Source organism: Bacillus sp. K7 (assembly GCF_053903245.1).
Genome location: NZ_CP096406.1, coordinates 510960 through 525954 on the forward strand (window position 1 = coordinate 510960; position 14995 = coordinate 525954).

At 45.0% G+C, this 14995-nt stretch carries 17 protein-coding genes; 15 read left to right on the forward strand and 2 right to left on the reverse strand.

Translation table 11 applies throughout. The annotated features are described in order from the left end of the window. The first annotated feature begins 62 nt into the window (after positions 1–62). Entirely contained in the window at positions 63–935 is an 873-nt protein-coding gene (locus M1D98_RS02585) for a cation diffusion facilitator family transporter (protein ID WP_010331260.1), read from the forward strand. 14 nt (positions 936–949) lie between these two features. Here M1D98_RS02585 and M1D98_RS02590 read toward each other — a convergent pair whose 3' ends face one another. Further along, a complete protein-coding gene (locus M1D98_RS02590; RefSeq protein ID WP_039075791.1) occupies positions 950–1270 on the reverse strand; it encodes a thioredoxin family protein in 321 nt (106 codons plus the stop codon). Between the two features lie 153 nt (positions 1271–1423). Between M1D98_RS02590 and M1D98_RS02595 the strand changes: the two genes are divergently transcribed. The 5 genes from M1D98_RS02595 (at position 1424) to M1D98_RS02615 (ending at position 7963) form a co-directional block, all read left to right on the forward strand. Next, positions 1424–2509, forward strand: coding sequence for a D-alanine--D-alanine ligase (locus M1D98_RS02595; RefSeq protein ID WP_252687333.1), 1086 nt, complete (start codon positions 1424–1426; stop codon positions 2507–2509). Between the two features lie 71 nt (positions 2510–2580). Beyond that, the gene (locus M1D98_RS02600) at positions 2581–3954 is read left to right on the forward strand and encodes a UDP-N-acetylmuramoyl-tripeptide--D-alanyl-D-alanine ligase (RefSeq protein WP_456279975.1); all 1374 of its coding nucleotides are present in this window, start codon (positions 2581–2583) and stop codon (positions 3952–3954) included. 401 nt (positions 3955–4355) lie between these two features. Further along, positions 4356–5840: a degradosome RNA helicase CshA gene (gene cshA / locus M1D98_RS02605; RefSeq protein ID WP_010331257.1), complete on the forward strand. Its 1485-nt coding sequence runs from the start codon at positions 4356–4358 to the stop codon at positions 5838–5840. Positions 5841–6012: 172 nt separating this feature from the next. Continuing rightward, positions 6013–6492 (forward strand): PH domain-containing protein, encoded by a 480-nt coding sequence (locus tag M1D98_RS02610; RefSeq protein WP_456279976.1) that lies wholly within the window; start codon positions 6013–6015, stop codon positions 6490–6492. Next, positions 6482–7963, forward strand: coding sequence for a PH domain-containing protein (locus M1D98_RS02615; RefSeq protein ID WP_268558704.1), 1482 nt, complete (start codon positions 6482–6484; stop codon positions 7961–7963). Before M1D98_RS02610 ends, M1D98_RS02615 begins: the two co-directional genes overlap by 11 nt. Here M1D98_RS02615 and M1D98_RS02620 read toward each other — a convergent pair. Then, positions 7960–8559 (reverse strand): rhomboid family intramembrane serine protease, encoded by a 600-nt coding sequence (locus M1D98_RS02620; protein ID WP_456279977.1) that lies wholly within the window; start codon positions 8557–8559, stop codon positions 7960–7962. The two genes, M1D98_RS02615 and M1D98_RS02620, sit on opposite strands and share 4 nt — an antisense overlap. Before the next feature lie 94 nt (positions 8560–8653). Between M1D98_RS02620 and acpS the strand changes: the two genes are divergently transcribed. From acpS to rsbU, 9 genes are all read left to right on the forward strand, one after another. After that, a complete protein-coding gene (gene acpS / locus M1D98_RS02625; RefSeq protein WP_010331253.1) occupies positions 8654–9019 on the forward strand; it encodes a holo-ACP synthase in 366 nt (121 codons plus the stop codon). 163 nt (positions 9020–9182) lie between these two features. Beyond that, the gene (locus tag M1D98_RS02630; protein WP_456279978.1) at positions 9183–10199 is read left to right on the forward strand and encodes a LolA family protein; all 1017 of its coding nucleotides are present in this window, start codon (positions 9183–9185) and stop codon (positions 10197–10199) included. Positions 10200–10313: 114 nt separating this feature from the next. Beyond that, the gene (gene alr / locus M1D98_RS02635) at positions 10314–11483 is read left to right on the forward strand and encodes an alanine racemase (RefSeq protein WP_435576982.1); all 1170 of its coding nucleotides are present in this window, start codon (positions 10314–10316) and stop codon (positions 11481–11483) included. Between the two features lie 117 nt (positions 11484–11600). Next, entirely contained in the window at positions 11601–11882 is a 282-nt protein-coding gene (endB, locus tag M1D98_RS02640; protein ID WP_003225183.1) for a type II toxin-antitoxin system antitoxin EndoAI, read from the forward strand. Between the two features lie 4 nt (positions 11883–11886). Then, the gene (ndoA, locus tag M1D98_RS02645; protein WP_003156187.1) at positions 11887–12237 is read left to right on the forward strand and encodes a type II toxin-antitoxin system endoribonuclease NdoA; all 351 of its coding nucleotides are present in this window, start codon (positions 11887–11889) and stop codon (positions 12235–12237) included. 115 nt (positions 12238–12352) lie between these two features. Then, positions 12353–13177 (forward strand): RsbT co-antagonist protein RsbRA, encoded by an 825-nt coding sequence (gene rsbRA / locus M1D98_RS02650; RefSeq protein WP_082022754.1) that lies wholly within the window; start codon positions 12353–12355, stop codon positions 13175–13177. 4 nt (positions 13178–13181) lie between these two features. Further along, positions 13182–13547, forward strand: coding sequence for an RsbT antagonist protein RsbS (rsbS, locus tag M1D98_RS02655; RefSeq protein WP_003225190.1), 366 nt, complete (start codon positions 13182–13184; stop codon positions 13545–13547). A 3-nt stretch (positions 13548–13550) separates the two neighbouring features. Continuing rightward, entirely contained in the window at positions 13551–13952 is a 402-nt protein-coding gene (gene rsbT / locus M1D98_RS02660) for a serine/threonine-protein kinase RsbT (protein WP_121641939.1), read from the forward strand. 11 nt (positions 13953–13963) lie between these two features. Then, positions 13964–14971, forward strand: coding sequence for a phosphoserine phosphatase RsbU (gene rsbU / locus M1D98_RS02665; protein WP_039075784.1), 1008 nt, complete (start codon positions 13964–13966; stop codon positions 14969–14971). The last annotated feature ends 24 nt before the right edge of the window (positions 14972–14995 follow it).

A 14995-nucleotide genomic window follows, 5' to 3' on the forward strand; every position in this document is an offset into this window, starting at 1 on the left:
AATACTGCTGTATTTTTTGCGTTTTGAACCATACTATGTAACAGAATGGAGGCTGGTACTCAATGGAGCGGACAAAAAATCTGAAAAAGGGAGAAAAAGGGGCGCTCCTTAATATTTTCGCATATCTCATCCTTGCTGTTGTGAAGCTGGTTGTTGGGATTCTCTATCATTCCGAAGCGCTGAGAGCAGACGGATTAAATAATGGAACCGATATTGTAGCTTCGGTAGCAGTACTGATTGGATTGCGTATTTCTCAAAGGCCGGCTGACAACGATCATCCATATGGCCATTATCGGGCTGAAACGATTTCATCCCTTGTTGCGTCTTTTATTATGATGGTTGTCGGCATTGAAGTGTTGATCGGCGGAGGAAGAGCGATTGCGGGCGGAACAACGGAAACGCCAAGTCTTATCGCTGCATGGACGGCGTTAGGCAGTGCTGTGTTTATGTATGGCATCTACTTATATAACAAAAGGCTGGCGGCATCCATTAAAAGCTCTGCGCTGATGGCAGCGGCAAAGGACAGCAGGTCAGACGCCTTTGTAAGTGCCGGAGCGTTTATCGGTGTGGTGTCATCACAGCTGCAGCTGCCGTGGATCGATCCGGTAACGGCTTTTATCATCGGCATCATCATTTGCAAGACGGCGTGGGATATCTTTAAAGACGCTTCACATTCGTTAACAGACGGCTTTCACTTAAAAGATCTTGAGCCTTACAAACAGACCGTCGGCAGGATTGAGAATGTACATCGGCTAAAGGATGTGAAAGCAAGGTATTTAGGCAGCACAGTTCATATCGAGATGGTCATTACGGTTGATCCGAAGCTTACAGTAGAAGAAGGCCATGGAGTGGCGGATGAAGTAGAAGACAAAATAAAACATGAACACGATGTCACTCATGTTCATGTTCATGTAGAGCCCGACGACATAAAATAAGGCTGTTTAACGAATTAGCTTATATGTTCAGACAAAAATTCAGTCACTTCTTCAGGCGTTTTGGCATTGGCGCTATGAAGATGAGCTGTTTTTTCACCGTTTTTGAAGATTAGCAAGCTGGGAATGCCCATTACCTGGTATGTTTCGGCCGGCTCAGGAAGGTCGTCCCTATTCAGCTCATACCAATCATTTTGATTGTACTCTTCCAAAATATCGCCGATAAACATATTCATGCGTGTGCAGTCTGGGCACCAATCTGCATAAAACTTCACAATAATTTCTTTATCAGATTGAATCAGTTCATTAAATTGTTCGATTGTCGTGATTTTTTTCATATGTCACATCTCCTTTTCAATGCCATTTTAATATAAAATAAAAAGGAATTACATACAAATGCATTCAGCATCAGCATGCCCAAAAATAATTAGATCATTTTCTCGTGAAAGTGATAAGATAGTAAAGATGAATTGTAGTGGGGGGAGTATCCATTGAAAACAAGTCTAGGATTAGTGTACGGAGGAAAGTCAGCTGAACATAATGTTTCACTGCAGACGGCTCTGGCTGTAATCAAAGCGCTTAATACTGAGAAGTTTGATATACATCCGATTTATATAACTGAAAAAGGCGAATGGGTAAGAGGCGCCCGTTTAACTGAACCTGTTTCAAACGTGAAAATGCTTCAATTTGAGCAAGGAGGCAGCGCTTTTTCTCCGGCTGCCCTGAATCAGGAGATGTTTCCGCAGGAAGCGTCACAGCAAAATGAAACCATCGACGTCGTATTCCCGCTCCTCCACGGACCGAACGGAGAAGACGGCACGATTCAAGGGATGCTCGAACTGTTGAATATTCCTTATGTCGGCAACGGTGTGCTTGCTTCTTCAGCCGGCATGGATAAAGTTGTCATGAAACATTTATTCGCACAAGCCGGCCTTGCTCAGGCCAAATACGCAGCTTTTCTTAAGAAAGACTGGACTCGTTCTCCGGTAGAAAGCTGTGAGCAGGTCGAACAGGAATTAGGGTACCCTTGTTTCGTAAAACCGGCGAACCTTGGCTCAAGTGTCGGAATCAGCAAATGCCGAAACCGTGAAGAACTGCAAAAAGCGTTCGAGCTTGCCTTCCAATATGACCGCAAAGTTGTCGTTGAAGAAGGAATTAATGGCCGTGAAATCGAAATCGGCGTACTCGGTAATGATGACCCTAAATGCTCTGTTGTGGGAGAAATCGCACCGAAGACAGATTTCTACGATTACAAAGCGAAATATGAGGACGGAGATACTGACCTGGTGATTCCGGCGAGTGTGACCGATGAGGAATACGCGAAAATCAGTGATATGGCGATTCAGGCGTTTAAAGCGATCGATGGTTCAGGACTTGTCAGAGCGGACTTTTTCTTGACAGCTGACGGCGAAGTTCTGATCAATGAAGTCAACACGATGCCCGGCTTCACTCCTTTCAGCATGTTCCCGCTGCTCTGGAAAGAGGCAGGGGTAGAGTACGCGGATCTTATTGAACAGCTTGTGGAGCTTGCAAAAGAACGCCACGCTGAAAAACAATTGATTAAGCATACATTCTAATGAAGATGGACACTGCCGGTAAGAGGGCAGTGTCTTTTCCCGTATATACAAAAGAAAGAGAGGGATCTCACTTGATTAAGCGAACTATAAAGAGCATTGCAGACATGGTCAAAGGCACTTTGACAAATCCGCAATATGAACAAACAGTCATTCATGGAGTGGCAACTGATACAAGAAAACTGGAACAGCATCAACTTTTCATCCCGCTGAAAGGGGAGAATTTTAACGGGCACACTTTTGTGCAGCAGGCTTTTGAAGCCGGTGTAGCGGCTGTTCTTTGGGATCGGTCAGAACCAAATCCGCCCGAGAATCAAGCCGTCATTTTAGTTGACGATACCCTTTCCGCCCTTCAGCAGCTTGCAAAAGCATATTTGCAGGAGCTTGGCACGCGTGTCATCGGGGTAACCGGAAGCAATGGCAAAACAACAACCAAAGATATGATTCACGCCGTCCTGGGAACCCGGTACCGTGTCCACAAAACAGGAGGAAACTTTAATAATCACATCGGCCTGCCGCTGACGGTTTTAGCCATGCCTGAAAATACGGAGATCGCCGTATTGGAGATGGGAATGAGCGCCAAAGGGGAAATTGATCTTCTGAGCCGCCTGGCAAACCCGAATGCGGCTGTGATTACGAATATTGGCGAATCCCACATGCAAGACCTTGGCTCAAGAGAGGGCATCGCGGAGGCGAAGCTTGAAATCATTAACGGGCTTAAAGAAGACGGAGTGCTGATTTATATCGGGGACGAACCGCTCCTTCAAAAAGCATACAGCTGCCAAACGAAAACGTACGGATCGGGAGCGCAAAATGATTACCAGCTTCAGGATGTCAGCCAGAGTGAAGCGGGAACCCATTTTACAATTAAAGGGATGGAAAAAACATTTTTTATTCCGGTGCTCGGGAAGCACAATGTCATGAACGCTATGGCTGCGATCGCAGCAGGAGCTTATTTCGGCGTCACAGCTGAGGATGCGGCAAAAGGACTGAGCGGACTAAAGGTAACCGGCATGAGACTTGAACTCATCAAAACAGACAGCGGCCTTTCGATTATCAATGACGCTTACAATGCCAGCCCGACTTCCATGAAGGCTGCCATTCAATTGACAGAAAGCCTTGAAGGCTACGGAAAAAAAATGCTTGTGCTCGGCGATATGCTTGAGCTCGGTGATCTTGAAGAAACATTCCATAAAGAGTGCGGTGCTGTCATCAGCCCTGAAAAAATCGACCGCGTCTTTACGTATGGAAAGCTGGGCGCTCTTATTGCGGAAGGCGCACTGAACCGCTTTGAAAAAGAACGCGTCAGCCACTTCACCGAGAAGAAAGATCTTTTTCAAGCTCTGAAGGAAAGCGCGTCAAAAGGGGATTTGATTTTATTCAAAGCGTCCAGAGGTATGAAGCTTGAAGAAATCGTTAAAGATTTAATACACAGCCCGCTTTCATAAGAAAAAATCGTGCGAAAAAAAACGCATATTGCATCATAAAATAGAATGATGTGCAAACACTAATATATGCCGGCCTGAAATAATGTATATCTGGCTGGCCGCGGCTATGATACAATAATGACAGGTTATTTTGCGATACGAAAATATTTGTCCGGACTTCCATTCGCCCGCCAGAAGTTCTCCCGCCGGACATTTGGGAGCGGATGGAACAGCAGCCGGCATATTGGAGAAGCCAATCTGCTTCTCATTTTATTGAAAAACAAATAGTGTAATGGTAAGATAAAACTTAGAAGTAATTCGGGCTTTGTATACGTACGGACCTGTCCTTTTTGTGGAAAGGGCAGTTTTTAGTGGTAAATCACGACATTACTGACACAGCAATTAGAAGGAGTTTGAATAATTTGACTATAACGTTTCAAGATTTTAATTTAAGTTCTGATCTCATGAAAGCAATTAATCGTATGGGATTCGAAGAAGCAACGCCGATCCAGGCACAAACGATTCCGCTCGGACTTTCAAATAAAGACGTCATTGGACAAGCGCAAACAGGTACAGGTAAAACAGCTGCGTTTGGTATACCCCTTGTTGAAAAAATTAACCCCGAGTCTCCTAATATTCAAGCAATCGTAATCGCGCCAACCCGTGAATTAGCCATTCAAGTATCTGAAGAATTATATAAAATCGGAAACGATAAGCGTGCGAAGGTTCTTCCTATTTACGGCGGCCAGGATATTGGACGGCAAATTCGGGCGTTGAAGAAAAATCCGCATATCATTGTGGGTACACCTGGGCGTCTTCTTGACCACATCAACCGCCGCACAATTCGTTTAAACAATGTAAACACTGTTGTAATGGATGAAGCGGATGAAATGCTGAACATGGGATTCATTGAAGACATTGAATCTATTCTTTCAAACGTGCCGAGCGAGCATCAGACACTTCTGTTCTCTGCTACTATGCCAGCGCCGATCAAACGTATTGCAGAGCGCTTCATGACTGAGCCGGAACACGTAAAAGTAAAAGCAAAAGAAATGACGGTTTCTAACATTCAGCAGTTCTATTTAGAAGTGCAAGAGCGCAAAAAATTCGACACACTGACTCGTCTTCTTGACATTCAGTCTCCTGAGCTTGCGATCGTATTCGGACGTACAAAACGCCGTGTCGATGAGCTGGCTGAAGCTCTGAACCTTCGCGGATATGCGGCTGAAGGCATTCACGGTGATTTAACGCAGGCGAAACGTATGGTTGCACTTCGCAAATTTAAAGAAGGCGCAATCGAAGTTCTTGTTGCAACAGATGTTGCCGCTCGCGGACTTGATATCTCTGGTGTTACACACGTGTACAACTTCGACGTGCCTCAAGATCCTGAAAGCTACGTTCACCGTATCGGAAGAACAGGCCGCGCAGGAAAAACAGGTATGGCGATGACGTTCATTACACCGCGCGAGAAAAGCATGCTTCGCGCAATTGAACAAACAACAAAACGCAAAATGGACCGCATGAAGGAGCCTACACTTGATGAAGCGTTGGAAGGCCAGCAACAGGTTACGGTTGAACGCCTTCGTACGGCAATCAGTGAAAACAACCTGAACTTCTACATGACAGCGGCAGCTGAGCTGCTTGAAGATCATGATGCAGTGACAGTGGTTGCGGCGGCTATCAAAATGTCTACAAAAGAGCCGGACGATACACCGGTTCGCTTAACAGACGAAGCGCCGATGGTCAGCAAACGCTACAAAAACCAGCGCTCTTCTAAACGCAGAGACGGTCAAGGCGGCGGCTATCGCGGCGGAAAAGGGAAAAACAACAACCGTTCTTCCTACGACAAAAAGCGTTCAAATGATCGCCGTTCTTCAGGTGACAGACGCCAGAAAAAATCTTACTAATCCTATCGATTAGAAGCCCAAAACATGTCGTTTTGGGCTTTTTTTATGTTCATGTTTTGGCACTCAGCAAACTTTCAGCTGACGGAAGTCGTTTTTCTCTGTATGCTTAAGAATGAAACCTTTCTGTATAAGAGACGTATAAGTAACGAAGAAAAAACGGGAGGTAGTTATTTTGAGAGAGCAGCCTAAAAACCAAATCAGTCCTGACGGATTAAAGGTATGGCGACTTCAAGAGATCATCGTATCCGCTGTCTGCTTGCTCATCGTCATTGCAGTGGCAGGGTTAAGCTATTATTTTCATTGGCCGTACTGGATCAGCGGCGTGCTCGGCGGGATTTGGCTGCTGGGTTCGATTGTGACGGTCTTTATCATTCCGAAAATCCGTCATAAAGTATGGCGCTATGAAGTCCATGAACATGAAATAGATATTCAGTCAGGTATTTTTGTGGTGACGCGTGTGATTGTCCCTATGGTCAGGGTTCAGCACGTCGATACGTCACAAGGGCCGTTATTGAAAAAGTACAACCTGGCAACAGTGAAAATTTCCACGGCCGCGACCGTTCATTCCATTCCAGCTTTAGAGATGGGGGAAGCGGATCGGCTGAGAGACTCCATTTCCCGTCTGGCAAGGGTGACTGAAGATGATGTCTGAACCGAAACGCCTGCACCCTGCGGCAGTCATTTTGAATTTAGGCCATACCATTATTCAAACAATAAAAAATATCATTCTGCCTTTCTTTTTTGTATATATCGTCAATTCGAACAATACTGTCCGTTTTTACGGCGCCATTGCGCTCGGTGTGCTGTTTATCTGGCTTGTTGCCGCAAGCATTATCAAATGGAGAAGGTTTACCTATCGAATCGAAGATGACGAATTCAGAATTGAAGAAGGCTTGTTTGTCACGAAAAAGCGATACATATCGATCGATCGGATTCAAACGATGAATACGAGCGCGGGCGTGATCCAGCAAATCTTTAAGCTTGTGAAACTGCAAATTGAAACGGCAGGCGGAGGCAAGGAGGCGGAAGCTGTACTTTCCGCTATTTCTGTAGAAGAAGCTGAACGCATCAAGGAAGCCGTCTTTAAGAAAAAAGCAAAAAGCCATGAAAGCGAACCCGATGAACAGTTGCTGGAAGCTGAGCAGAAGCAGACTCTTGAAGCTGAACCGCAAGAGCACTATCGCATGAGCATGAAAGAGTTGCTCATGGCCGCCTCTACCTCCGGCGGAATCGGAGTGATCATCTCCGCTGTATTTGCGCTTATCTCTCAGCTTGACGAAGTGCTTCCGATGGATTGGTTTTTTGATCAATTTTCTTTCCTTCAGCACGCCGGCATCGGCATTTATGCGGTGCTCATTTTTATCGGTTTGTTTATCGTCTGGATGTTCAGCATCGCCGGTATGATGTTTAAATACGCGAACTTTCAAATTATAAAAAAAGAGCAGGAGTTAGTGATTTCAAGAGGGATTATTGAAAAACATCAAGTCACGATTCCGCTCCGAAAAATACAAGCCATTAAAATCAAAGAAAACATCATCCGCCAGCTTTTCGGCTATGTGACGGTGTCCATCGTCAGCGCGGGAGGCGGCGATCGGGAAAAAGAAGAAGGCGCTTTGACGATTCTTTTTCCGATGATTCATAAAAAGAAGCTTTCGCGCATGCTTCTGACATTTACGCCGGAATACACGCTGGAAGAAAACGTCCGCCGTCTGCCGCGGCGCGCGTTGAAACGTTATTTGTTCCGCTCCGTCATTTTTTCACTTTTTTTGATCATCCCATTATGTATCTTCTTTCAGCCATGGGGCTATCTGTCGATCATCCTGCTGCCGATTGAATTGTTCTTCGGCTACCTCGCCTATAAGGATGCGGCATGGACGATCAACGGGGAGCGTCTTCAGCTGACGTCAAGACTCATCGGCAGAACAACCGCGATTGTGCTGAAAAGGCGCATGCAGATTGGCAAATTGAGCCAATCTTATTTTCAAAAGAAAGGCCGCTTGTATACCATTTCTACCGCGGTAAAATCATCGAGCCATATGGAAGAATTAGCGGTGAGGGATGTAAGTGAAGAGGATGCAGGCTTCATTTTAAATTGGTACTCCTATGAAAAAGCGGACGGTTAATACCGCCGCTCTTTTTTCTGCACACATAAAAACGAGAGAAGAAACCCGCCGCAAAGCCCAAACAAATGGGCCATGATGTTAATATTGGAGTTGATCAATGACATGAGAACGGCAAATGCGAGCAGAGTGAGAATCATTTTAGAATGCTCGCGCCCGATCAGCTCTTTGCGAAATACAACCATATACAGATACACGCCGAACAGCCCGAAAATCGCGCCTGAAGCCCCGACATGTACATAATCAAGCAGCTCTGTCACGTATGTGCCGATATTGCCGATGATGCCGGAGCCGGCGTACACAAGAAGGAAACGCGCTTTTCCCAGCATACGCTCTAAGGCAGGAGCAAATAAAAAGATCGACATGGAATTAAACAGCAGATGGGTAAAGCCGGCGTGCAGCAAAACCGGTGTGATCAGCCGCCACCATTCACCGTTGGCTACGCCTAGATTATAGCCTGTGACGGTATCTCTCCATAACACGACTGAATGGATAGGAAGTGAAAAAAACAGCCAGAGAACAGCTTGCAAAGCCAATATAAAGGTGATGACGGGGTAAAGCCTTATAAAGGTTTGGAAATTTTCTGTCCGTATAAACATTCCGAGCCCCTTTTCTTCATTTTGGTATTTCTATAGTAACACGTTTATGAGACAAACCATTCAAATAGTACGTACGCAAAGGAGGTTATCACCCATGATTTACGGCATAGGACTAGATATCACCGAGCTTAAACGGATCGCTTCCGCGGCCGGCCGCCAGAAACGATTTGCCGAGCGGATTTTGACGCGAAGCGAACTTGAGCACTATGAGGGGCTTTCAGAGAAACGAAAAATCGAGTTTCTCGCGGGGAGATTTGCGGCAAAAGAAGCTTTTTCAAAAGCGTTTGGCACCGGTATAGGAAAGCAGCTCAGCTTTCAGGATATCGAAATAAAGAAAGACCAAAATGGCAAGCCATATATCATTTGCGCAAAGCTGAGCCAAGCCGCCGTTCACGTATCAATCACTCATACAAAGGAATACGCGGCCGCTCAGGTTGTGATTGAAAGGTTGTCAAGCTAGTCTGCATATTAGGGACACCCCGCTCATATATTTGATAGTGCATTAAGGGAGACGAGTTGTTTGAGGCTTTTATGGTACGCATCCGTTCTGCCTACGTGTACCGAGCGTATCGTTAAAGTCAAACAAGCGATTTCTTCCTTTTACATCAATTGAGAAAAAGGGGTTGAAAAAGGTGAGAAAAAGCTTTGTTTTGCTTTTAACGGGACTGCTTGCTGTCCTTATTCTTTCTGCCTGCGGGCAAAAAACACAGCAAGATATTGTGACCGGGTTAGATGAAAAGGCGAAAGAATATACCTCGTACAAAGCAAAAGCGAAAATGACCATCGAGACAGGGAGTGAGCCTCAAGTATACAATGTGGAAATCTGGCACAAAAAGCCGTCTCTGTACAGGGTTTATCTAGAGAATCCGAAAAAGGACCAAAACCAAGTCATTTTACGAAACGAAAACGGAGTATTTGTTCTCACGCCGTCTTTAAATAAGAGCTTCAGATTTCAAAGCGACTGGCCGAACAACAGCAGCCAGGTCTATCTGTTTGAATCGCTCGTAAAGGATGTTCAAAACGATTCAGATGCGGTGTTCACTGCAAAGGAAAAGAACTACGTTTTTGAAACAAAAACGAACTATCAGCATAACAAAATGCTGCCAACGCAAGAAATCACGTTTAACAAAAAAGATATGAGCCCGTCATCTGTCAAAGTCATGGATACTGACCGAAAAGTGATGGTGAAAGTAGAATTCAGCAGCTTCGAATTTAATAAACATTTCGACAAAGAATCATTTGACGAGAAGAAAAATATGACGCTTTCCCAAATGGACGTTGCTACAAGCGCGAAGCCATCCGAAACATTCAAGGTCAAAACGCCGCTTGAACTTCCGCTTGGCGTAAAACTGCTGGAAGAAAAAGATATTTCAACTGAAGACGGGAAGCGGATCATCATGACCTACGGAGGAGAAAAATCATTTACTTTAATTCAGGAAAAAGCCCAGATTGCCAAAGCCTCTTCTTCAGTTAAGATGAACGGCGAACCGGTGAATCTCGGCTACACCATCGGCGCCTTGTCAGATGCATCATTATCATGGACGTATGATGGCGTAGATTATCTTCTTTCATCTAAAGATCTTACAAAAGAGGAAATGGTGTCCGTCGCGAAAAGCATGCAAGGACAATCATCCAAATAACCGCCAAAGGCCAAACGCGATTTGGCCTTTTTTTCGTCTTGCATCGTTTCCCTTCGGCCTTTAATTTTAGTATGATATGTAAATGATATTGAATAAAAGCTAGGAAGTGTCATAATGAGCACAAAACCTTTTTACAGAAATACGTGGGCGGAAATCGACTTGTCCGCGATAAAGGAAAATGTCAGCAATATGAAGAAACATATCGGCGAACATGTCCACCTGATGGCAGTTGTGAAAGCAAACGCCTACGGACATGGTGATGCAGAAATAGCGAAGGCCGCGCTTGACGCAGGTGCTTCATGCTTGGCGGTGGCTATTCTCGATGAAGCGATTTCACTGCGCAACAAGGGCTTAAAAGCGCCTATTTTGGTGCTCGGCGCGGTTCCGCCGGAATATGTATCAATCGCGGCAGAATATGACGTGACCATAACAGCTTATTCTGTTGAATGGCTTCAGGAAGCCGCCCGCCATATGAAAAAAGGTTCTCTTCACTTTCATTTAAAGGTTGATACGGGAATGAACAGGCTTGGCGTAAAAACAGAAGAAGAAGTTCATCACGTGATGGCAATTCTTGACCGCAACCCTCGTCTAAAATGCAAAGGGGTATTTACCCATTTTGCGACAGCGGATGAAAAAGAAAGAGGCTATTTTATCAAGCAGTTTGAGCGCTTTAAAGAACTGATTGCTCCGCTGCCGCTCAAGAAACTGATGGTGCACTGTGCGAACAGCGCAGCCGGCCTCCGGCTGAAAAAAGGCTTTTTCAACGCGGTCAGATTCGGCATTGGCATGTATGGCCTCCGTCCGTCTGCCGACATGATGGACGAAATGCCGTTTGAGCTGTGCCCAGCGTTCAACCTGCATTCAACGCTGTCGCATGTCAAACTGATCAAAAAGGGCGAGAGTGTCAGCTACGGAGCGGAATACACAGCGAAAAAAGACACATGGATCGGGACGGTGCCTGTCGGCTATGCGGATGGCTGGCTTCGAAAGTTGGAAGGGACCGAAATCCTTGTGAAGGGAAAACGGCTGAAGATCGCGGGCCGGATCTGCATGGACCAATTTATGGTGGAGCTGGATCAGGAATATCCGCCGGGCACAAAAGCCACATTAATCGGCCGGCAGGGAGATGAATATATTTCCATGGACGAGATTGCAGACAGGCTCGCAACCATTAACTATGAGGTGTCTTGTACAATAAGTTCCCGGGTTCCCCGTATGTTTTTGGAAAATGGGAGTATAATGGAAGTAAGAAATCCTTTAGTGCAGGAATATACAAGCAAATAGCTCCTCTCATAATGGAGAATTCATAAAACAGCTTTGCTTGAAGAGTGAATAATGGTATCATTATCACTGGATGGATAAAAGAGTCGTATCCGTAAGTTTGGTGGAGGTGTATGTTTTTTGTCTGAATCCAGCGCAAGAACCGAAATGAAAATCAGCTTGCCCGAAAACCTAGTAGCTGAATTGGATGGTGTAGCGATGCGGGAGAAACGAAGCAGAAACGAACTGATATCACAAGCAGTGAGAGCGTATGTCAGCGAACGAACAACTCGTCACAACCGTGATTTGATGAGACGCGGCTATATGGAAATGGCGAAAATCAACCTGAATATTTCTTCTGAGGCTCACTTTGCGGAGTGCGAGGCTGAAACGACAGTTGAGCGCTTAGTCAGCGGAGGATAATCATTTGATTGTGAAACGCGGCGATGTTTATTTTGCTGATTTATCTCCTGTTGTTGGCTCAGAGCAAGGCGGGGTGCGCCCGGTTTTAGTGATCCAAAATGACATCGGAAATCGCTTCAGCCCAACTGCTATTGTTGCAGCCATAACAGCACAAATACAGAAAGCGAAATTACCAACCCACGTCGAAATCGATGCAAAACGCTACGGTTTTGAAAGAGATTCCGTTATTTTGCTGGAGCAAATTCGGACGATTGACAAGCAAAGGTTAACGGATAAGATTACTCATCTGGATGATGAAATGATGGATAAGGTTGATGAAGCCTTACAAATCAGTTTGGCACTCATTGATTTTTAGACATATGTACTGGTTGCTCAAATAGAGCAACTTTTTTTGTTTTCAAAAACCATAAACGATATAATGAGGTAATAACGAAAAAAATATGGTGTTTTTTATCGGGAGGTAAGCGAATTTGATGTCGAATCAGACTGTATACCAGTTCATTGCCGAAAATCAAAATGAACTGCTCCAACTGTGGACTGACACACTAAAGGAATTAAGCGAACAAGAGTCATATCAGCTGACTGACCAAGTGTATGAAAATATATCTAAAGACTATATCGACATTCTTTTGCTGTCTGTTAAGGACGACAGCGCTGCTGAAAGCCAAATCAGCGAACTGGCACTGAGAGCCGTCCAAATTGGACTTTCTCTGAAGTTTTTGGCTACGGCGCTTGCTGAATTCTGGAAGCGTCTCTACACGAAGATGAACGATAAGAGATTGCCAGATCAAGAGAGTACGGAATTAATCTGGCAGATTGACCGCTTTTTCAGCCCGATTAATACAGAAATTTTCAACCAATACTCAATCTCGTGGGAAAAAACAGTATCCTTGCAAAAAATCGCGCTGCAGGAGCTTTCTGCGCCGCTCATCCCGGTGTTTGAAAATATCACCGTAATGCCGCTTGTCGGAACGATTGATACCGAACGTGCTAAGCGAATTATGGAAAATCTTCTTAACGGCGTCGTTAAACATCGCTCACAAGTCGTGCTGATTGATATTACAGGTGTTCCTGTCGTTGACACGATGGTTGCCCATCATATTATTCAGGCGTCTGAAGCGGTAAGGCTTGTCGGTGCGAAATGCCTGCTCGCCGGCATCCGTCCGGAAATTGCTCAGACCATCGTCAACCTGGGCATTGATTTATCCCAAGTTATTACTAAGAATACCCTGCAAAAAGGAATTCAAACAGCATTGGAAATGACGGATCGAAAAATCGTTTCATTGGGGGAATAATATTTTGAGACATCCGAAAATCCCGATCTTGAAACTGTATAATTGCTTATTAGTGTCCATTCAATGGGAACTGGATGACCAAACCGCATTAACCTTTCAAGAAGATTTGTTAAATAAAATATACGAAACAGGTGCCAACGGGGTCGTAATTGACCTGACATCTGTGGACATGATTGATTCATTTATCGCCAAAGTGCTGGGCGACGTCATCACAATGTCTAAGCTAATGGGGGCCAAAGTTGTTTTGACCGGCATTCAGCCCGCTGTGGCAGTGACGCTGATTGAACTTGGAATCGCGCTAGAGGAAATCGAAACAGCGCTCGATTTAGAGCAGGGGCTTGAGACATTGAAGCGGGAATTGGGGGAATAGCGTATGAACGACCAATCCTGTGTGAAAATCATGACAGAATGGGATATCGTGGCCGCCAGACAACTGGGACGAAACGTTGCAAAAGAACTGGGTTTCGGCACGGTAGACCAGGCTAGAATTACAACGGCTATTTCAGAATTAGCCAGGAATATTTATTTATATGCCGGCAAAGGCCAGATTGGCATTGAACAGGTCGCTGAGAGAGGAAAAAAGGGCCTGAAAATCATAGCGGAAGACCAAGGGCCGGGAATTCCTGATATCCGTAAAGTCATGGAAGACGGATTCTCAACGTCTGGCGGACTCGGAGCGGGACTTCCAGGTGTCAAAAGGCTGATGGATGAATTCAGTTTAAATTCCGTATCGGGGGAAGGAACAGAGATACAAGCCATTAAATGGCTTCGGTAGGAGGTAAGAAAGTGGATTTTAGGGAGGTTATTGAGCAGCGGTATCACCAGCTGCTTAGTCGATATATAGCCGAATTAACAGAAACATCTTTATATCAAGCCCAAAAATTCAGCCGAAAAACAATCGAGCATCAAATTCCTCCGGAAGAAATCATCAGCATTCACCGAAAAGTGCTGAAGGAGCTGTATCCGAAACTCCCGGAAGATGTTTTTCATTCGCTGGATTTTTTAATAGAAGTCATGATTGGATATGGAATGGCTTATCAGGAGCATCAAACCCTCAGAGGGATACAGCAAGAAATCAAATCGGAAATTGAAATCGCCGCAAATGTTCAGCAAACGCTGCTCGGGACAAAGATTCCGCAGGAAGAAGCGCTGGATATCGGCGCCATCAGTGTGCCTGCTAAACAGATGAGCGGTGATTACTACCACTTTGTCAAAGACCAGGAATCCATTAATATCGCAATCGCGGACGTGATCGGAAAAGGCATTCCGGCGGCTCTTTGTATGTCGATGATTAAATATGCGATGGATTCTTTGCCGGAAACGGGCGTACACCCTTCTCAGGTGCTGAAAAATTTGAATCGGGTTGTTGAACAAAACGTTGATGCCAGTATGTTTATTACGATGTTTTATGCAAATTACAATATGGACAAGCATCATTTTACATATGCTTCAGCGGGGCATGAACCGGGATTCTATTATTCTCAAAAAGACAACACGTTTTACGATTTAGAGGCCAAAGGGCTCGTTCTCGGCATCTCGCAGGATTATGATTACAAGCAATTCGATCAGCATCTTGATAAGGGCGATATGATTGTCTTATTTTCTGACGGCGTCACAGAATGCAGAACGGAAAACGGTTTCTTGGAGCGTCCTGATCTGCAGAAGCTCATTGAGGAACATATGTGTTCCTCCGCGCAGGATATGGTCAAAAACATTTATGACCGCCTCCTCAAATTGCAGGATTTTCAGCTGCACGATGATTTTACGTTAATTGTTTTGAGAAGAAAGGTTTAGCTTCGGCCAGCCGTGGGTATAAAA